We start from the raw sequence: 20,010 nt of genomic DNA, 5'->3' as shown, positions 1-20,010 counted from the left end.
AGCACGGAATTTTGTTCTGTCCAACACGTGCAATTCGGCCGCATGCAGAGGAGACCCAGTCTTGGCCAGGGGCTTTAGCGAGTTCAAATACATGACCTTCGATGTCGTCGGCACGCTGATCGACTTCGAAGGCGGAATCACGACCTGCCTGGCGCAAATTGCCGCCGAGGCCGGCGTTTCGGTCGATAGCGAGGAGGCGCTGGCCCTTTACCGGCAGGCCCGCTACATGCCCGATGCGAGCCTGTTTCCCGACGATCTCGTGCGTGTCTACACGGTCATCGCGCCGCGTCTCGGCCTCCCCCCCGAGGAGAAATATGGTGTGCGCCTGCGGGACTCCGCCCGTGGCTGGCAAGGCTTTGCTGACAGTGCGGCGGCATTGGCGGACCTTGCGAAGTCGCACAGATTGATCGCCATGACCAATGCCCGGCGCTGGGCGCTCGATCATTTCGAAAAGCAACTCGGTTCGCCCTTCTTCGCCACCTTTACGGCCGACGATACAGGTACGGAAAAACCGGACCCGGCCTACTTTCAGAAGGTTTTCGATTACGTGGCCTCAAGGGACGACAGCAAGGACGACATCCTCCACGTGGCGCAAAGCCAGTACCACGACATCGGCATATCCCGGGCGCTTGGCATGACCAATTGCTGGATCGAGCGCCGGCATGCCCAGAAGGGTTACGGCGGCACGATCGAGCCCGAGCGTTTCACCGCGCCTGACTACCACTTCACGTCAATGGCGGCCCTTGCCGCCGCCGTGCGGGAAAGCCTGAAGCAACGAACCTGAGCCCAAGCCCGGAAAGCCGCAGCAAGACGAGCAACCCGGAAAAACAAACAGAAAGGGGAATGATATGACCGACAAAATCACGAACTGGACCAGCGCAGACGATGCCATGGTCGAAAATGCCATTCGGCGGGGCGCGAGCCGCCGCGAACTCCTCAAGATGCTGCTGGCCGGCGGCGCCGCGATCGCCGCGGGCAGCGTGGTGCTTGGCCGTGCCACCAATGCCGTCGCCGCCACGCCGGTTTCCGGAGGCAGTTTCAAGGCCGCCGGCTGGTCCTCCTCGACCGCCGACACGCTCGATCCGGCAAAGGCGTCGCTGTCGACCGACTATGTCCGCTGCTGCTCGCTCTACAATCGCCTCACTTTCCTCGACAAGGATGGCGTTACGCAGATGGAGCTGGCCGAAAGCTTCGACAGCAAGGACGCCAAGACCTGGACCGTGAAGCTGCGCAAGGGCGTCACCTTCCACGACGGCAAGGACCTCACGGCCGACGACGTCGTCTTCTCGATGAAGCGCCATCTCGATCCGGCGGTCGGCTCCAAGGTTGCCAAGATCGCCGCTCAGATGACCGGCTTCAAGGCGATGGACAAGTCGACCGTCGAAATCACGCTCGCCGACCCGAATGCCGACCTTCCGACCATCATGGCGCTGCATCACTTCATGATCGTGGCGGATGGCACCACCGACTTCTCAAAGGGCAACGGCACCGGCGCCTTCGTGCTGCAAACGTTCGAACCGGGCGTGCGGTCGGTCGTGTCCAAGAACAAGAACTACTGGAAATCCGGCAAGCCCTATCTGGATTCGTTCGAGTTCATCGCCATCAGCGACGACAGCGCTCGCGTCAACGCCCTGCTTTCCGGTGACGTCAACTTCGCCGCCTCGATCAATCCGCGCGCGATGAAGCTCATCGGCGGCCAGCAGGGCTTCGAACTGTCGAAAACCACCTCAGGCAACTATACAGACCTCAACATCCGGCTCGACATGGATCCGGGCAATAAGGCCGACTTCGTCGCCGGCATGAAATACCTCGTCAACCGCGAGCAGATCGTCAAATCGGCATTGCGCGGCCTCGGCGAAATCGGCAACGACCAGCCTGTCTCGCCGGCGAACATCTTCCATAATGCCGACCTCAAGCCGAAGGCCTTCGACCCGGACAAGGCCAAGTTTCACTTCCAGAAGTCGGGCCTGCTCGGCCAGTCCATCCCCGTGGTCGCCTCCGATGCCGCGACGTCGTCGATCGACATGGCGGTGATCATCCAGGCCGCTGGTGCTGATATCGGCATGAAGCTCGATGTCCAACGCGTCCCGTCCGACGGGTATTGGGACAATTACTGGCTCAAGGCGCCGATCCATTTCGGCAACATCAATCCGCGCCCGACACCCGACATCCTGTTCTCGCTCCTCTACGCCTCCAACGCGCCCTGGAACGAAAGCCAGTACAAGTCCGAGAAGTTCGACAAGCTGCTCGTCGAGGCGCGCGGCTCGCTGGACCAGGCCAAGCGTAAGGAAATCTACGGCCAGATGCAGACCATGGTCTCCGAGCAGGCCGGCACGATCATCCCGGCCTACATTTCCAACGTGGATGCTCTCTCCAGCAAGGTGAAGGGTTTGGAGGCGAACCCACTCGGTGGCATGATGGGCTACGCAATGGCGGAATATCTCTGGCTCGAAGCCTGAGAGGCGCCTGCCAGGGACCGGACAGCCGGTCCCTGGCACTATTGCGCAACATGGCTTGGCCGAACGCAACCGCAGGAGCGCTTCCATGACGTCTGGGGTTCTAAACCTCGTGCTGAAGCGGCTCGCAATCGCGGTCGTTACACTTCTGATCGTCCTGTTCGCCGTGTTTTTCGCCACCAGCATGCTGCCTGGCGACACCGCGTCGATTCTGCTCGGCCAGGCGGCTACACCCGAAGCCGTCGCCGGCCTGCGCGAGGCCATGCATCTCAACGATCCGGCAATCCTGCGCTTCCTGCGCTGGCTTCTCGGCCTGCTCCACGGCGATCTCGGCACTTCCTATGCCAACGAGATGCCGGTCGCGGCGCTGATCGGCGGGCGCTTCGTCAACACCATGGAGCTCGCCGGCATCACCACGCTGCTCTCGGTGCCCCTAGCGCTGACGCTCGGCATCACCGCCGCCATGTTGCGCGGTTCGCTCTATGACCGCACTGTCACCATTCTTGCGATCGGCGTCATCTCGGTACCGGAATTCATGGTCGCGACCCTCGCGGTTTTGCTTTTCGCCGTTTATCTCAAATGGCTGCCAGCGCTGTCCTCGGTCAATGAGGCGCATACGCTGACCGACCTCGTGCGCATCTATGCAATGCCGGTGATCACGTTGACCTTCGTCATCTCGGCTCAGATGATCCGTATGACCCGCGCCGCGGTGATCGAAACGCTGTCCACGCCTTATGTCGAGATGGCGCTGCTCAAAGGCGCCTCACGCGGCCGCATGGTGCTCAAGCACGCACTTCCCAATGCGCTCGGGCCGATCGTCAACGCGGTTGCGCTGTCGCTGTCCTATCTGGTCGGTGGCGTCATCATCGTGGAGACGATCTTCAATTATCCCGGCATCGCCAAGCTGATGGTCGATGCGGTCGCGACCCGCGACCTGCCGCTGATCCAGAGCTGCGCAATGATCTTCTGCCTCGGCTATCTCCTGCTCATCACCGTCGCCGACATCATCGCCATCATGTCCAACCCAAGGCTGAGGTGACGATGGCACGCGTGGCAGCTTCCCGACGGTCCTTGCTGGGCCACAGCTACAATCTCGTGGGGGTCGTCGCCTCGCTGGTCATTCTGGCGTGGACGCTAATCGCCATCTTCGCACCCGCCATCATTCCCCATTCGATCGGCGACATTGTCGACGACGATTATTTCGGCCCGATGCGTCAGGGCCTATGGCTCGGCTCGGACTATCTGGGGCGAGACATGCTCTCGCGGGTGCTGATGGGTGCGCGCTACACCGTCGGCATATCGCTCGCCGCCGTCTGTATCGCCTGCTTTTCTGGCGTCGTGCTGGGGATGATCGCGGCCGTCACCGGCGGCTGGCTCGACACCTGCCTCAGCCGCTTCCTCGACGCCATGAACTCCATTCCAAGCAAGCTGTTCGGCCTTGTGGTGGTGGCCGCGGTCGGCTCGTCGATCCCGGCGCTGATCCTGACGCTCGCCGTCATCTACATACCGGGCGCCTATCGCTTCGCGCGGGCGCTCGCCGTCAACATCAACACCATGGACTTTATGACCGTCGCTCGCGTCCGCGGCGAAAGCACCGCCTATCTCATCGGGTCAGAGATCCTGCCCAATATCATGCGCCCGGTGCTGGCCGACTTCGGCCTGCGCTTCGTCTTCATCGTGCTCTTGCTGTCCGGCCTGTCCTTCCTCGGGCTCGGCCTGCAACCGCCGCTCGCCGACTGGGGCGCGCTGGTGCGCGAGAACATAGGCGGCCTGCCCTTCGCGGCTCCCGCCGTCATCGTTCCCTCGCTGGCGATCGCCAGCCTCACCATCAGCGTCAACCTGCTGATCGACAACCTTCCGCAGAAGATCAGGGACAGGGACGCATGACCAATCTCGTCGAGGTCAGGAACCTGCGAATCGAGGCGACGACCGATGCCGGTCGTGTTGTCGAAATCATCAAGGGCGTCAGCCTCGACATCGCCGACGGCGAGATCGTCGCCCTGATCGGCGAGAGCGGCTCCGGTAAGACGACGATCGCGCTCTCGCTGATGGGCCATGCGCGACCTGGTTGCCGGGTTACCGACGGCGAGATCAATGTAAACGGCAAGAACATGGCCGCACTTACCGAAAAGCAGCGCGCCAGGTTGCGCGGCACCGATATCGCCTATGTTCCGCAAAGTGCCGCCGCCTCCTTCAACCCCTCGTCCACCATCATGGAGCAGGTGATCGAGGTTACGCGCATCCATGGGCTGATGGCGCCCGAGCAGGCACGAAAGCGCGCGGTCGAGCTGTTCCGGGCGTTGTCGCTGCCGGACCCGGAAGGGCTCGGCGCCCGTTATCCGCACCAGGTTTCAGGAGGGCAGTTGCAGCGGCTGTCGGCGGCGATGGCGCTGATCGGCGATCCCAAGCTGATGATCTTCGACGAGCCGACGACGGCACTCGACGTGACGACGCAGATCGACGTGCTGAAGGCATTCAAGTCGGTCATGCGGGCTGGGGGAATAGCGGGTGTCTACGTTTCTCACGACCTTGCTGTCGTCGCCCAGATCGCCGACCACATCGTGGTGCTGAAGGGCGGCGAAGTGCAGGAGACCGGCACCACGGCTCAGATTCTTTCGGCCCCCCGGCACCCCTATACGCGCGAACTGCTGGCTGCCTTCGAGCCGAAACCGCGGCAAGCACATGCGGACGCGGATGCCGGCGCGAAGCCGTTGCTGCGCATCGATAATGTGACGGCCGGCTATGGCGCGGTGCGGGATGACGGACTGCCACTTATACGCGCTGTCGATTCCGTCAGCCTGATCGTCGAGAAGGGGCGCAATCTTGGCGTCATCGGCGAATCCGGCTGCGGAAAATCGACGCTGGCGCGCGTCATCGCCGGCATCCATCCGGCGGCGGCCGGCGACATCGTCTTCGAGGGCAAGCAACTGGAGCGCGCCGCAGGCAAACGCAGCCAGGACCAACTGCGTGAGATGCAGATCGTGTTCCAGTATGCCGATACCGCGCTCAATCCGGCCAAGCCGGTGGAGGACATCATCTCCCGGCCGCTGGCCTTCTATCACGGGCTCGACCGGCAGGCGCGCTCGAAGCGCGTCGACGAACTGCTCGACATGGTTCGCCTGCCAAGGACGCTGCGCTACCGTCGCCCTTCGGAGCTCTCGGGTGGCCAGAAGCAGCGCGTGAACTTCGCGCGCGCCCTGGCCGCCGGACCCAAGCTCATCATCTGCGACGAAATCACCTCGGCGCTCGACACGGTGGTGGCGGCCGCCGTGATCGAACTGCTCAAGGAGCTGCAGAGCGAGCTGGGCCTTTCCTACATTTTTATCAGCCACGACCTCTCCGTCGTCGAAGCGATCTGCGACGAAATCATGGTCATGTACAATGGCGAGCGGGTGGAGCAGATCACGCCCGACGGACTGAAAGCGCCCACCCACCCCTATTCGAAGCTTCTGTTCTCCTCCGTGCCCAAGCTCGATCCGACGTGGCTCGATGGCCTCGTCCGCGACCCTGAACTGGTAAGCCAGTACGGCCATCGCTGATTACAAGGGAAACAGGCTGGGCAGCGGCATGTGTGCTTTGACAATGGGAGACTTCAGCACCACGAAGCTAAAACACTTGTCGATGCCGATATCCATGTCGGTGAGCCGCTCCACCGTCGCCTGATATTCGGCAATCCCACCCGTGACGAATTTCAAGAGATAGTCGTAACGGGCGGAAACTCGATGGCATTCGACGGCCGCGTCAACCTTATCGACGGCGGCAAGGAAACGCGCGAAGTCGATCTGACGATGATTCTTTAGCGTGACTTCCGTGAAGACGGTGAGCGTCCGTCCCAGCTTTGCGATGTCGATCTGCGCCGAATAGCGCACGATATAGCCTTCAGCCTGCAGCTTCTTTACCCGCATCAGGCATGGGCTGGGGGAGAGACTGACCAGTTCCGCCAGCTCCACATTTGTGATGCGGCCGTTCTTCTGCAGCTCGTACAGAATCTTGATGTCGATCCGATCGAGTTTCATGGGCCTTGTCTACAATTGCGAGCAGAGCCGGTAGGCCTCATAGATCGACGAGTAGATGTCCCTGCTGGCGACCGCGTCTCCTATGCGGTGCAGGACGAACGATCCGGCAGCTTGGGAACTATTGTCCCCGTCCGTTTCCGTTCCCATCATCAGCGCTATGTCGGTGACTCCGTTGTTGGCGGAGCGCGCGCGCAATTCCTGGTAGGTATCCTCCATTGGCACGGTGCCGCGCTCGACAATGAGCTGGGCGGCGGTCATTTCCATCTCCGCACCTGTGAGCTCATGCCGGAACGTGGCGGCGATGCCGTTGCCCTGGCGCGCTGCTTTGACCAGGCGCACATCGCCGACGATGCGGATGCCGCGTTCCGAGGCGCGTTTGCGAAAACTCACCCTGTCCGGATAGGGCGTCTCGATCGAAATTGTGTCGTCCGCCATGGCCAGGCTGACCAGGCGCCCCGGACGGGCAAGATGCAGGGCGCAGGAAACTGCCGCCTGGCGTCCGGTCTCATCGTAGATGAGCACGTCGTCCTTCGCCGGCACGACCCCGGTCAAGACGTCCCAGACGCTGTCGCAATGTTGGGCGCCCTCCAGCCATTCCATGTCCGGAATGCCGCCAGTGGCGATGATGACCGTGTCCGGTCTCTCGGCGAGGACGATCGCTGCGTCCGCATAGGTGTTGAGGCGGACTTCGACGCCCAGGCGATCAAGCTCACCGGTACGCCAGTCGACTATGCCGATGAGATCGTTGCGGTCGACGGCAGCGGCCGCGACGAGCACCTGCCCACCAAGTCGCGCCGCGGCTTCGAGCAGGCTCACTCTGTGTCCGCGCTCGGCGGCGACCCTTGCCGCTTCCATCCCTCCCGGACCACCGCCGACCACGACCACACGTTTCAGCGTTTCAGCACGCAGGATGGTATGGCTGATGATCGTTTCATGGCCGCTGGCCGGGTTGTGGATGCACTGCACCTTCTTGTACAGGCAGTAGGATGCGCCGACACACGGGCGAATGCGTTCTTCTTCACCGCGCATCAGCTTGTTGACGATATGGGGGTCGGCAATATGCGCCCGGGTCATGCCGACCAGGTCGACAAGGTTCTCGCGGATAGCATGCCGCGCAGTCGCTATGTCCCGGATGCCCGCGGCGTGGATCACGGGCATCCTTGTTTCCCGTTTGAACTGCCCGACCAGAGGCAGAAACGGCGCGCTCTTGGTGAACATGCCGGGCATGTTCTGCTCGGCCAGGGACAAATCGGTGTCCATGCGGCCGAATATGCAGTTGAAGAAATCGATATGGCCTGCCCGCTCGAACAGCCTGGCGAAGGCCAGGCATTCCTCGAAATCCGACCCGTCCTCGACCGCCTCGTCGATCACGAACCGGATGCCGACAGCGAAATCGTCGCCCACCGCGCGGCGGATCGCCTCGTGAACCATCAGGCCGAAGCGCGCGCGGTTTTCGAGTGAACCTCCGAAGCCATCCGTGCGTCTGTTGGTTCTGCGCGAGAGGAATTGCCCGATCAGATGGCCGGCGGTGACGGTTTCGACGCCGTCCAGACCGCCGTCCACGCAGCGCCTTGCCGCACTGGCGTAGTCCCTGACGATCCTGTCGATGTCGGCTGCGTCCATCTCCTTCGGAAAGTTCCGGTTTCGCGTCTCGCGAACGCGTGACGGCGCTACGGGCGGCAGCCAGTTCCCGGCATAGGCGGTGGCGCGCCGGCCAAGATGCGAAACCTGGCACATGACGACGGCGCCGTGGCGGTGGATCCGCTGCGACAGCGACTGGAGATGAGGCACGACGCGATCGCTCGAAAGGTCCAGCTGACCGCCGCCCCAACTGGAGTCGGGCGAGGTCATGGCCGAGCCGCCCGCCATGGTCATCGCAAGGCCGCCATGCGCTTTCTCCTCATGGTAGCGCTGGTAGCGCTCCAGCGGCAGGCCGCCATCGTCCAGCATCGAAGCATGACTGGTGCTGACGACGCGGTTGCGCAGCGTCAGACCCTTGAGCCGAAACGGCTGAAGCAGTGGATCGCTGGGCGTGCTGCCTGCTTGAGATCCCGCTACCTTCACGTTCTGCTCCGCCCCATTCATAAGGATTATAGTTCGCCATTTCCAGGATTGCGGAAAGCTTGAAAATTGTTGGGGTGGTTATACGCTGGGCGTATGGCTGGATTTGCAAAACTCGTTCCTTCCGCGCGCGGACTTCTCGTTTTCGAGGCTGCTGTCCGGCTGGGCAGCTTCACGGCCGCCGCGCGCGAGTTCAACGTCACGCAACCGTCGATCAGCCGCAGCATTGCGCAGCTCGAGGCCGAGTTCGGTGTGCGTCTTTTCACGCGGGGTCCAACGGGATTGGCCCCGACTGCAGAAGGACGTGCCCTCCATTCGGCTGTGCGGGAGGGATTTGACGGCATCGCTGAGGTGATCCGGAGGATGAAGCAGAGCAGCGCTGCAAAGCCGGTGGTGACCCTTTCACTTTCGAGTTCTCTGGCAACCTATTGGTTCGTTCCAAGGTTAGGGGCATTCAACACAAGATTTCCTGACGTCGACCTGAGGTTCGAACTGATCGCGGGCGTTTTGCGAGGACCAGCCGAGAATGTCGACCTTGCCACGAGAATCCTGGCCGATGACGACACGCACTATCACCACTGGGCATTCTCGCCGGAAATCATAGTTCCGGTATGCAGCCCATCCTATTTGTCGGCCCACGGTCGGTTGATCCATGCCGGAACCGGGGAAGGTCATGCGCTGCTTCACCTGACCGACGCCAAGGAGCAGTGGCTGGACGCATGGGGCAGTGTGGCGGACCGCAAGACCAGCAGGGCAAAGTGGCTCGAATTCTCGGACTACGCGGTCGTGCTTCAAGCCGCCATGAACGGGGAAGGCGTAGCGCTCGGCTGGCTCAGCAACGTTTCAAGGGCGTTGCTTCAAGGAACCCTTGTCCCGGCCTCGGACAGACAGATCAAGACGGGCCGGATCCATCAGCTGATTGCACCGCTCTCAAAGCCGGTACGGCCTGTCGTCTCCGACATCTGCGCCTGGATGATCGCCGAGATGCAAGTCGAATTGAAAGCGCTGCACCCGATATTGCGGCCGGACACCGTGTAGCGGGCGACAAGCGCAGCGCGCTCGTCGTTGACTACCTCGGAAACAGGCTAGGCAGCGGCATGTGCGCCTTGACGATGGGAGACTTCAGCACCACGAAGCTGAAATACTTGTCGATGCCGATATCCATGTCGGTCAGCCGCTCCATGATCGTCTGGTATTCAGCGATGCCGGAGGTCACGAACTTCATCAAATAGTCGTAGCCGCCCGACACAAGATGACATTCGATGACCTGCTCGATCTTGTCCACGACGGCGAGAAAACGTGCGAAGTCCACTTGGCGGTGGTTCTTCAACGTGATCTCGGTGAAGACTGTCAGTGTCTGGCCGAGCTTGCCTATATTGACCTGCGCGGAATAGCCTCCGATATAGCCCTCCGATTGCAGTCTTTTGACCCGCATCAGGCATGGGCTCGGCGACAGATGCACCAGTTCGGCCAATTCCACGTTCGTGATGCGGCCGTTCTTCTGCAGTTCGTGAAGAATCTTGATATCGATCCGATCGAGTTTCACGGGTGGCCTCCGAGGAACCGTGCCGCAGCACAAAATGCTGCCCTGCTGATGACGGTCGACACTATCACAGCCCGCTGGGCTGTCCATCCGAGTGGACGCCGCTTGAAACGCAGGGACTCCCGATTCTAACGCGACTGCCGGAATAAAATTCTGCTCCGGCTAAAAGTGCAGCAGCGGCTGCCTGCGCAACACGCTAGATTGGCGCTTCACGGCAGGGAGAACCATGCGCGCGCCGCTGCAGCAAATCGAAACGACTGAGCAACTGCCGCAGTCCGCGGACGCGGTGGTGATCGGCGCCGGCATCGTCGGTGTCTTTACGGCTTATTACTTGGCCCAGCGCGGTCTGAAGGTCGCGCTTGTCGAAAAGGGGCGAATCGGCGCCGAGCAGTCCAGCAGAAACTGGGGATGGTGCCGCCAGCAGAATCGCGACGCCCGCGAGCTGCCGATGGCAACAAGAAGCTTGGACCTGTGGGACAGCTTTGCGGCGGAAACCGGTGAAGACACCGGCTTCCGCCGTTGCGGCCTGCTCTATCTCAGCAATGACGAGGCGGAACTCGCCGGTTGGGCGCGTTGGCGTGATTTCGCCAAAACCGCTGGAGTTACCACGTACATGCTCGACAGTGCCGAGGCCACAGCGCGGGGCCTCGCCACGGGTCGGAGCTGGAGGGGCGGCGTCTTCTCGCCGACCGACGGCACCGCCGATCCGTCGCGGGCGGCACCGGCAGTGGCCCGCGCCATCATCAAGCTTGGAGGCGCCGTCCGCCAGAATTGTGCCGCGCGCGGTATCGAGGTCGAGGGCGGGCGCCTGAGCGCCGTGGTCACCGAAAGCGGAACGATCCGGACGAAGCTGGCGGTCCTGGCCGGCGGCGCGTGGGCGTCCTCCTTCTGCCATCAGTTCGGCTTCCGCTTTCCGCAGGCGTCGGTCCGATCCTCCATCCTGTCCGTCTCGCCCGGCGCTGAGAACCTGCCGGATGCGCTGCACACGGCACGGATCTCAGCCACGCGTCGCGGCGACGGCGGCTACACGCTCGCCATAAGCGGACGCGGCCGCGTGGACGTCACGCCGCAGCAGCTGCGCTTCTCGTCGCAGTTCCTGCCCATGTTCCTGAAGCGGTGGCGAAGCCTCGCGCCCGGCGGTCTGCAGGGTGTGCGCTCGGGCCACGAAACGCTCCGACACTGGGGGCTCGACCAGCCAACGCCAATGGAGCGGATGCGCATCCTCGATCCGGCCCCCGACCAGGCGGCCATCCGCCTGACCCACGCCCGGGCGCTCGAGCTGCTGCCGGCACTGCGCCAGACCAGGATCAATGCGGCCTGGGCCGGCTACATCGACAGCACGCCCGACGGCGTGCCCGCCATCGGCGAGATTGATACCGTTCCGGGTTTCTTCCTGGCTGCCGGGTTCTCGGGACACGGCTTCGGCATCGGCCCCGGCGCCGGGCATCTGGTCGCGGATCTGGTAACCGGGTTGGCGCCGATCGTGGATGCGACATCCTACGATCCGCGCCGCTTCGATGGTTCGGTCTGGGGCGAAGTCGCCGACTTCTAGGAGGTGATCCATGCCGACATCCGGGGCGCGGCATTGGCAATCGCATCAGTGCTCCCGGAGAAACGCGCCGACAGGCACTGGTCGGACAGGGGCCTGCCCGCGAAACCGGCCGACTGCATCTGGCGCGCAGCCGGCTCGTGCCGCGACGAGTTCCACGGCGGCCAACTGGCAATAGCGTCCCTGGCATCGGCCCATGCCGACGCGCGACAGCGATTTCACCCTGTTTGCTTCGCCGCCGCCAAAATCAACATTTTCGCGCACATCTCGGGCGGTCACATTCTCGCAGCGGCAGACGACCGCATCGTCGGGGAGCGCCCGCGCCATCACCGCTGGCCAGGGAAAGGCGGAAGCCAAGCCGCAGGCAAAGCGCTCGAGCCGTGCAAGCTCCCGCAGATCGGCCGCGCAGGAGGGCGCTGGAAATCCAAGATCGGCAAGGCACGCCGCTGCCGCCAGACGCCCGGCGATCTCCGCCCCGTCCGCTCCCAGAAGACGAGCCCCATCGCCCGCCACATAAACGCCGTTGCCAGCCCGTCCCATCTGGTCGGTCTTCGGCGACCATTGCCGCCACCGCTCGTCATAGGTGAAGGCGCATCCCGCCAGGTCGGCCAGATGCGTCTCCGCCCGCAGGTGCCAGCCCATGCCGATCATGTCGCAAGGCGTATGCTGCTGCCGACCGCCGGCATCACGCCAGCGCAAGGCCACTACACCTTGCCCGTCGGCCTCGATGCACTCCAGCGTCACGCCCGCATGATAGCGGCGGCCCAGCTTCGCTCGCAGAGCCAGGCCACGCAGCGCGACCAACGGCCGGGCGGCAAGTCCAGAGAATCCGCGCATTTGCTGACGCCAGGAAGAGGTATCCAACACCGCCGCCACATCGGCTCCAGCCTTGACAAGCTGGGCGCCGACCAACGTCAGCAAAGGCCCCGATCCGATCAGGACGATCCGCTGCCCCAGCGCCACGCCCTGTGCCTTGAGCGCGATCTGGGCCGCGCCGAGGCTATAAACTCCGGCGCTCTGCCAGCCTGGGACCGGAGCGACACGGTCGGATGCACCGGTCGCAAGGATCAGGCGGTCATGGAAGATCACCGGCACGCCCCCCTCACCCATCACGTGCAGCCGCCCCTCTTGCACGGCGATGACCGAGCTTCCCGCGCAATGGGTAAGCCGCCCCTCTGCGGACAGCCGATCGAAGAGCGCATGCAGTGCGCTGGCCTTCGCCGCCTCCGACCCGTAGAGCTGCTCCGGCGTGCGGATGAACCCGTCTGGCGGGCGCCGGTAGATCTGGCCGCCTGCACGCTGCGCTTCGTCGATCACCACCGGGTGGAGTCCGGCCTCGACCAGCGTTGCCGCGGCCCTTATGCCGGCGGGGCCGGCGCCGACGATCACGATCCGAGGCGGCGCCGTCCCGCTCATGGCCAGTTCTCCGGCGGCGTCGTGCGCAATCGCAAACCTTGCGTGATCAGGGCCGAGCACGCCCGCAGGCGCGGCCCCTCGTCTTGCCAGACCCAGCAATCCTGGCAGGCTCCCATCAGGCAGAAACCGGCGCGCCACTCGGGTCCGAACTCGGAGTTTCGCAGCACATGGCCTGAAGCCAGCATGGCGGTCAGCACGGTGTCGCCCGCCAACGCACCGCACCTCTGCCCGTCGAGATAGAAATGCACCTCTGCCCGGTCGAACTCGGCCAGTCTGACGATGCGGCCGGCGGTGATCATTCCGCCGCCTCTCGCACCGTGCCAGGACGAGGCAGTTCGGGGAAGCGCTCGCAGACAGCATCGAAGGCCGCCTGGACGCCTTCCGGTCCCCAGCGCCCCTTCATGCGGCGGAAGACCTCCGTCTTGGTGAAGAACCGCCAATGGATCGGCAAATCCCCCAGTATGGCAGTGAGCCGGTCATAGGCGTCGGGCGTCCACTGCGCTTCGTAGCCGTCGCGCTCCGGACCGAAATGGAAATGGCCGGCGACCGGCTCTTGCCGCGCGCGCAGTTGCTCTGTTGCCTGCTCGTCGATCTCGCCGCCGCGGATGACGACGCCGTAGTCGCGTTCGGCAGCTGCCGTCGAAACGTAGCCGCGCCGCACATCCTGTGCGACCAGCCAGGGTTCACGTTGACGTGGATCGCCGCGCCCGCCGCCTCCGGCGGAGCGGATCTCGAGCACATCGCCGGGTTGCAGCACAGTGGTGTCAATGTTGCCCAGCCGCCGTTCGTGCTCGGTCCCCGGATTGACGATCATGTCCGACAGGCCGGCAGCCTTGCCGCCCAGCACGCCCCAAGGACGGAAGAAGCTGCGGTCGCGGTTGCGGGCCGTGATCCTGGAATCAGGGGCAAAGACGCGGAAGGCCATCTCGGTCGCCAAGCCGCCGCGCCAACACCCGGCACCACCGCTGTCCTTGGCGAGCCCGTATTTCACGAATTCGACCGGGGTCTCGGTCTCGGTGATCTCGATCGGCGTGTTCTTGAGATAGGCGGCATCGGCGCCCGAGCCATTGGTGCCATCGCGATGCGGCATCGCGCCGCCGCCACCCACCACGGGATTCACCGCCGTGATGACGGTCCGGCTGGTGCGCTCGTCCGTGGTCATGACGTTAACGATGCAGTTGTTGCCGGCCGGCGCCGCGGGCAGGCGTTCAGGCATCACCTGCGAGAAGGCGCCGAAGATGACCGACCGCAGTCGGGCGCAGGTGAGCGAGCGCATGCCTACGGCGGCGGGGTGTACCGGGTTCAGCACGGAACCCCGGGGCGTGGTGCAGGTAAACGGCCGGGTCAGGCCGGTGTTGAGCAGGATCTTGGGGTTGAGGGTATACAGCACGTAGTAGACCCCCACCAGCAGCATGGTGTGTCGCGGGTCGCCGCCGGAAGGCACGTTGAGCGAGGAGCCGAGCTGCGGATCGGAGCCGGTGAAGTCGAGCACCGCCGCATCGCCCTTGATCGTCAGCGTCAGCTTCAGCCGGCACGGATTGGCCTCGACGGAATCCTCGTCGGCATAATCGGCGAACTCCCATGTGCCGTCGGGCATGGAACGCAGCACGTCGCGCGCCTGCGCTTCCGCCTGGTCGAGAAGAGCGGCAACGCCTTCGATGAAGCCGGCCTTGCCGAACTTTCGTACCATTGCCTGGATCTTGCGCTCGCCGGTGTTAAGCGCACCGATCAGCGCTTTGATGTCGCCGATGTTAAGGTCGGGCTTGCGCACATTGGTGCTCATGATCCGCAGGATCGACTCGTCAATGATGCCCTCATTCACCAGCTTCATGGGCGGAAAGCGGATGCCTTCCTGATGGATTTCGGTCAGCGCCCGGCTGAGCGAAGCCGGCACCGCGCCACCCATGTCGGTGTTGTGGATATGGCCACCGGTCCAGGCGACGATGCCGTTGTCAACGAAGACCGGCTTCCACAGATGCGTGTCTGGCGCGTGCGTGGCGACGTGGCCGGAATAGGGATCGTTGGTGAAGGCGACATCTCCCGGCCGATAGTCGTCGACCATCGCGATCGCGCGGCGATACGAAAGCCCCGGGTACCAGGTGGCACCGAGTTCCATCGGCACGGCGAAGGTCGCGCCTGAACGGTCCATCAGCATCACCGTGAAATCCTGCGTCTCCTTGACGAAAGCGGAGTGCGCGGTGCGGTGCAACGTGTGCGCCATGTTCTCGGCTGCCGCGCGGGCATGGTTCGCCAGAACCTGAAGGTTTGTCCGGTCAAACATGGCGTCACTCCGCGAAGGTCAGCAGAAGGTTGAGATGGCGGTCGACCCTCGCCTGCGCTCCGGCGGGAATGGCGAACGTGGTGTCTTCCTGAACGACCACGGCAGGCCCGTGGAACGTGCTGCCCGGCACGAGGGTCTGCCGGTTGTGGAGGTCGACGGTCTCGACGCTCGCGCCCGTGTAGACGGCAAGACTGCGCGCCGGGACGGCCTGAGCGTTGATCTCGTCGGTCTCCGGGAGGGAGAGCTTCGGCCCCGCGCCCACTGCGGACAGCCGCACGTTCACGAGCTCGATCTCGCCATCAACGTCGTGGAAGTCGTAGAGCTGTTGATGGGTGAGATGGAAGGCCTGCGCGATGGCGGCCGCATCACCATCTGGCAACCATTGCGGCGACAGGACAACCTCGATCTCATAGCTTTGCCCGACATAGCGCATGTCGCAGGAGAAAGTGAGATCCGCGGCCGCGTCGTGCCCCTGCGCCGCAAGCCAGTCGCGCCCCTCTTGCGCCAGCGCCTCAAAGGCCTCGTGAATTCCGGCGAGCGACACGCCCGAGAGCGGGGTGAAGATGGTGCGAATGAAATCCCCGCGCAAATCCGCCACCAGTCCGCCGAGCGCTGACACCACGCCGGGGCGGCGCGGCGCCATCACGCGCTTCATGCCGAGTTCGCGGGCAAGAAAAGCGCCGAGCATCGGCCCGCCACCGCCGAAAGGCATTAGCGTGAAGTCGCGCAAGTCGACGCCGGCGCGCGAGGCGAGCTTCTCGACCTCGACGAACATCTCCGACACCGCGATATCGAGGATCGCCTGCGCGGTCTGCTCGATGGGGCGGCCGAGCCGGGTGGCAAGCTCGCCGACCGCACGATGCGCCAGGCCGGTATCAATTCTGAGCTGGCCATAGGCCAACTCGCTGTGACCGAGCCATCCGCAAACCACCATGGCGTCCGTCACCGTTGGCCTCTCGCCGCCACGGCCGTAGCAGGCCGGTCCCGGCGTCGAACCTGCCGATTCCGGTCCGACCCGCAGCACACCTTGCGCATCCACACTGGCGATCGAGCCGCCGCCGACGCCGATCGAACTGACCGACACGGAGGGGATATGAAGTGGAAATTCGCCGATCAGCTCGCCGGTGCCGAACTGCGCCTCGCCGCCGATGATGAGCGCGAAGTCGGCCGAGGTGCCGCCGATGTCGAGGGTAAGGACTTTGTCTTCGCCTGCCTGACGCGCCAGCCACGAGGCGCCGATCACACCGGAGGCCGTTCCCGACAAAAGCATATTCACGCAGGCGCGCTTGCCTTCGGCGGCGTTCATCAGTCCTCCATTCGACTTCGTCAGCATCGGACGCGCCGGCACGCCACGGCTTTTCAACCGCTGTTCCAGCGCCGTCAGATAGCCGCAGACGCGCGGATGCACATAGCCGTTGAGGATGGCGGTCGAGCTGCGCTCGTATTCGCGGATGACCGGCCAGACCTCGGCCGAGGAGAAGACGAAGAGGTCGGGTGCAAGACGCGCGATCGTCGCCTTCACTGAAGCTTCCTGAGCGGCATTGCGCCAGGAATGGAGGAAGGACACGATGATGCCTTGCGCCCCATTCGCTTTTGCCACTGCCACCGCTTTTTCCACCGCCTCCATGTCCGGCGCCCGGGATTCGCTCCCATCGGCACGCATGCGGGCCGGAATGCCGAAAACCATGTCGCGCGAGATCAGCGGCTCCGGCCGTGCGCAGAACAGCGAATACATGTCCGGCATGCGCAGCCGCGCCATTTCGATGACGTCCTCGAAGCCGGCATTGGTGAACAACGCGAGCGATGCGCCCTTGCGCTGGATGATCGTGTTGATGCCCACCGTCGTACCGTGCACGAAGCGCGTCATGCGGGCAGGATCAAAGCCTTCGCGGTCGGCCAGAAGCGTGAGGCCCGTCATAAGCTCGGCGCCCGGATCCTCCGGCGTCGTCAGCACTTTCAGCGAGGCGACGCGACCGGAGCGCGCTTCGAGCGCGCAGAAGTCGATGAATGTGCCGCCGATATCGACGCCGACCTTCCAGTCGGTTTCGTTCCGCGCCTCGTTGGCCGCGATGACACCATCCATGATGCGTCCCTTCCTGTCTGCCAACCAAAGCTGACACGACAGGATGGCCAGGGTCCAAGACGTATGAAGAGGAACGATATAAGTCTTGCTTATGGCCTGGCGCCGCCCAACACGACGGAACAGGCGGTGCGGATCTGGTCGCGCATTATCTCATCGGCCCGAGAGAGAGCGCGTGTGCGCGACGTGAGCAGCGCGATCGGAAATTCCGGCCCATTCGCGAGCGGCCTGACGGCAAGCCCGGTAAACTGATGCCAGGGCAGCAGCGCGTCGACCAGGGCGATGCCCAGGCCGGCCTGGACGAAGCCGACCGCGGAGATGGAGACATCGATTTCGAGCGAGGGCGAAAGCGCCACACCTTGCGCGCGGGCCGCGTGGGCCAACTCGTCGGCGGGGCGGGTGTTTCCGCGATAGGATATCAACTCTTCTCCGGCGAGATCGCCGAGGCTCAACTCGGTTTTCCCGGCCAATGCATGCCCGGCGGGCAGCAGGCAGGCGAAGCCGACGCTGCCGATCACCTCTGCATCGATATCGGGAGGCAGCCGGTCGTCCAACGCCACGCCGAGGCTAGCATCGCCGGCGCGCAGCATGTCGACGATCGCGGCGATCGGCGCGCTATGGGAACGCAGCAGAATATCGGGATGCTGCGCCCGGAAGCTGGTGAATGCGCGCGGCAAGATGGCCATGGCCGGCGGCGGCGAGGCCGCCACTCGCACCAACCCCGTCCGGCCCAAACGCAGGTCGGTGGTCTTGCGGCGCAGGCCTTCCAGTCCCGCCGACAGCCTCTCGGCATCGGCGAAGATCTCGAGCGCCTCCGGGGTTGGCCGCAGGCGGCCCTTCACCCGCTCGAACAGCGTGAAGCCGAGTTCATCCTCGGTATGGAGCAGGATCTGGCTGAGCGCAGGCTGGGAGATGTTCAGCATCCGAGCCGCGGCGGTCACGGTGCCCGCGCGCATGACGGCGATGAACACTTCGAGCTGACGGGCACGCATTGCCACTCCATAGGCTTAGCTTATGGTTGTTGTCCAAACCCATCTTTGACGCAATGAAGCGGTTCCGACAAGGTCGGCGCCTTCAGGGATTGTTCGCTCCGCGCCAGATGAAGATGACATTTGGTCGAATAGCCATCATCTAGCTCTTTGTTGGAGCATGATCTCCTGGACAAACGGAAACCGTTTGTCCGAGAAAACCGGTTCCCACTTTTCGGGATCATGCTCTAGGGAATAACCATGGATGTGATGGTGCTGGGCGGCGGACTGATGGGAACGGCTTCGGCCTATTTCCTCGCCCGGCGCGGCGCACGCGTGACGCTGATCGAGCGCAATCGGGTCGGCACCGGAGCGACGGTCGCGTCTTTCGGCAACATCCGGCGCACGGGACGCCATCTGTCCCAGCTTCCACTCGCCCACCGCTCGCTCCGACTGTGGGGCGAAGCCGAAAAGATGCTTGGCCGCGACGTCGAGTTCCGCGCCACCGGTCATGTCCGGCTGATTTTCGATGAAGGAAGCCTCGCCGACATGCGGGCCTATTCCCAAGCCGCACAGCCCTGGGGCCTCGAGTTGGAAGAACTCGGCCCACGCGAGATTAGCGCCCGCTTTCCCGGCCTCGGCGCCAACGCGATCGCCGCGTCATTTTCTCCGCATGACGGCAGCGGCAATCCGCGGCTGATCGCGCCGGCCTTTGCCGCGGCGGCTCGCAAACTGGGGGCGCAAATCATCGAGGGCGCCAAGGTCGAGAAAATCACCCATACGGGCTCCGGTTTCCTTGTCACCAGTTCGAAGGGCACATTCGCCTCCGAGTGTCTGCTCAACACCGCCGGAGCCTGGGGCGCGCGCATTGCCGCTGGGTTCGGCGAAGAAGTCCCGCTCGACGCCCGCGGCCCCCAGATGGGCGTAACCGAGCCGCTGCCGCACCGGATCCTGCCGGTGGTCGGCATCTGGACGCGCGACAAGGACCATGGCGCCTATCTACGCCAGGTCGAGCGCGGCAACATCGTCTTCGGCGGCGCGGCAGAAAGGGTGCGGGTGGACCTCGATCCGGGCCACGCGGCCGCCGATCCCATTCGCCTCCAGATGCAATTGCGCGCCGTCGCGCGGCTGCTGCCGGCAATCGCGTATATCTCCGTCATCCGCACGTGGTCCGGCTGCGAGGGCTATATCCGGGACATGCTGCCGGTCATGGGACGCTCGGCGACGACACCCGGCCTGTTCCACGCCTTCGGCTTCAGCGGACATGGCTTCCAGCTCGGCCCGGGTGTGGGCGACGCCATGGCCGAGCTCATCGCGACCGACCGTTGTCAAACGCCACTCGACGATTTCAGGGTCGATCGCTTCGGCCGCGCAGCCTTAAGGGATTGAGCTCACGGTTGTGACCAGGCTCGGCGATTAAATCCCGCCTCGCCGCGTCTCGCGCCAGCGTCTCAACGATTCGCTTCAACAGTTCATCCTTGTGAGGGCCGGCCAAATCGAGAATGGTTTGCACCTCAACGCCATCGGCCGTGAAGAATCGAACTGGGGAGTCTTTTTTCTTTCGCGCCATAGTGAGCCCACTGGGTTTGGAATAAAAGCAGCGCCGTGAAGGGCATTACGAAACCTAAAAGGACACGGCA

General features: G+C 63.9%; 16 protein-coding genes. 8 read left to right on the top strand and 8 right to left on the bottom strand.

The features are described from left to right. Window positions 1-61 precede the first annotated feature (61 nt). From FJ936_RS09580 to FJ936_RS09560, 5 genes are all read left to right on the top strand, one after another. Entirely contained in the window at window positions 62-784 is a 723-nt protein-coding gene (locus FJ936_RS09580; RefSeq protein ID WP_141906484.1) for an HAD-IA family hydrolase, read from the top strand. Between the two features lie 64 nt (window positions 785-848). Next, window positions 849-2,459, top strand: a complete 1,611-nt coding sequence (locus tag FJ936_RS09575; RefSeq protein WP_141906483.1) for an ABC transporter substrate-binding protein — start codon at window positions 849-851, stop codon at window positions 2,457-2,459. Window positions 2,460-2,544: 85 nt separating this feature from the next. Further along, window positions 2,545-3,495 carry an ABC transporter permease gene (locus tag FJ936_RS09570; protein WP_097572240.1) on the top strand — a complete coding sequence of 317 codons (951 nt, stop codon included), beginning with the start codon at window positions 2,545-2,547 and terminating at the stop codon, window positions 3,493-3,495. Window positions 3,496-3,497: 2 nt separating this feature from the next. Next, window positions 3,498-4,343 (top strand): ABC transporter permease, encoded by an 846-nt coding sequence (locus tag FJ936_RS09565; protein WP_140748540.1) that lies wholly within the window; start codon window positions 3,498-3,500, stop codon window positions 4,341-4,343. After that, window positions 4,340-5,995 (top strand): ABC transporter ATP-binding protein, encoded by a 1,656-nt coding sequence (locus FJ936_RS09560; RefSeq protein WP_141906482.1) that lies wholly within the window; start codon window positions 4,340-4,342, stop codon window positions 5,993-5,995. Before FJ936_RS09565 ends, FJ936_RS09560 begins: the two co-directional genes overlap by 4 nt. Here the strand turns inward: FJ936_RS09560 and FJ936_RS09555 are convergent, their stop codons facing one another. Together FJ936_RS09555 and FJ936_RS09550 are read right to left on the bottom strand one after the other, a co-directional pair. Next, window positions 5,996-6,472: an Lrp/AsnC family transcriptional regulator gene (locus FJ936_RS09555; protein WP_140504419.1), complete on the bottom strand. Its 477-nt coding sequence runs from the start codon at window positions 6,470-6,472 to the stop codon at window positions 5,996-5,998. Window positions 6,473-6,481: 9 nt separating this feature from the next. Beyond that, window positions 6,482-8,557 carry an NADH:flavin oxidoreductase gene (locus FJ936_RS09550; RefSeq protein WP_141906481.1) on the bottom strand — a complete coding sequence of 692 codons (2,076 nt, stop codon included), beginning with the start codon at window positions 8,555-8,557 and terminating at the stop codon, window positions 6,482-6,484. A 72-nt stretch (window positions 8,558-8,629) separates the two neighbouring features. On the opposite strand from FJ936_RS09550, the gene FJ936_RS09545 reads away from it, so the two are divergent. Then, window positions 8,630-9,571: a LysR family transcriptional regulator gene (locus FJ936_RS09545; protein ID WP_141906480.1), complete on the top strand. Its 942-nt coding sequence runs from the start codon at window positions 8,630-8,632 to the stop codon at window positions 9,569-9,571. 31 nt (window positions 9,572-9,602) lie between these two features. Here FJ936_RS09545 and FJ936_RS09540 read toward each other — a convergent pair whose 3' ends face one another. Then, entirely contained in the window at window positions 9,603-10,079 is a 477-nt protein-coding gene (locus FJ936_RS09540; RefSeq protein WP_140504424.1) for an Lrp/AsnC family transcriptional regulator, read from the bottom strand. Between the two features lie 223 nt (window positions 10,080-10,302). Here FJ936_RS09540 and FJ936_RS09535 point away from each other — a divergent pair, with 223 nt between their 5' ends. Further along, window positions 10,303-11,628: an FAD-binding oxidoreductase gene (locus tag FJ936_RS09535; RefSeq protein WP_141906479.1), complete on the top strand. Its 1,326-nt coding sequence runs from the start codon at window positions 10,303-10,305 to the stop codon at window positions 11,626-11,628. 45 nt (window positions 11,629-11,673) lie between these two features. On the opposite strand, the gene FJ936_RS09530 is transcribed toward FJ936_RS09535, so the two are convergent. The 5 genes from FJ936_RS09530 to FJ936_RS09510 form a co-directional block, all read right to left on the bottom strand. Then, entirely contained in the window at window positions 11,674-13,041 is a 1,368-nt protein-coding gene (locus tag FJ936_RS09530) for an FAD/NAD(P)-binding oxidoreductase (protein WP_141906478.1), read from the bottom strand. Then, on the bottom strand, window positions 13,038-13,340 hold the full coding sequence (locus tag FJ936_RS09525; RefSeq protein WP_141906477.1) for a (2Fe-2S)-binding protein: 303 nt from the start codon (window positions 13,338-13,340) through the stop codon (window positions 13,038-13,040). Before FJ936_RS09525 ends, FJ936_RS09530 begins: the two co-directional genes overlap by 4 nt. Then, window positions 13,337-15,322: a hydantoinase B/oxoprolinase family protein gene (locus FJ936_RS09520; RefSeq protein ID WP_141906476.1), complete on the bottom strand. Its 1,986-nt coding sequence runs from the start codon at window positions 15,320-15,322 to the stop codon at window positions 13,337-13,339. The genes FJ936_RS09525 and FJ936_RS09520 overlap by 4 nt, the downstream gene beginning before the upstream one ends. Window positions 15,323-15,326: 4 nt before the next feature. After that, the gene (locus FJ936_RS09515; protein WP_141906475.1) at window positions 15,327-17,405 is read right to left on the bottom strand and encodes a hydantoinase/oxoprolinase family protein; all 2,079 of its coding nucleotides are present in this window, start codon (window positions 17,403-17,405) and stop codon (window positions 15,327-15,329) included. Window positions 17,406-17,494: 89 nt separating this feature from the next. Continuing rightward, the gene (locus tag FJ936_RS09510; RefSeq protein WP_141906474.1) at window positions 17,495-18,394 is read right to left on the bottom strand and encodes a LysR family transcriptional regulator; all 900 of its coding nucleotides are present in this window, start codon (window positions 18,392-18,394) and stop codon (window positions 17,495-17,497) included. Window positions 18,395-18,631: 237 nt separating this feature from the next. Here FJ936_RS09510 and FJ936_RS09505 point away from each other — a divergent pair, with 237 nt between their 5' ends. Continuing rightward, window positions 18,632-19,759 carry an FAD-binding oxidoreductase gene (locus tag FJ936_RS09505; protein ID WP_141906473.1) on the top strand — a complete coding sequence of 376 codons (1,128 nt, stop codon included), beginning with the start codon at window positions 18,632-18,634 and terminating at the stop codon, window positions 19,757-19,759. Window positions 19,760-20,010: the final 251 nt, after the last annotated feature.

The sequence above is a fragment of the Mesorhizobium sp. B2-4-13 genome (assembly GCF_006658535.1).
GTDB classification, from domain to species: domain Bacteria; phylum Pseudomonadota; class Alphaproteobacteria; order Rhizobiales; family Rhizobiaceae; genus Mesorhizobium; species Mesorhizobium australicum.
The sequence above is the reverse complement of the archived record's forward strand: the minus strand, read 5'-3'. Positions and strand labels throughout refer to the sequence as shown.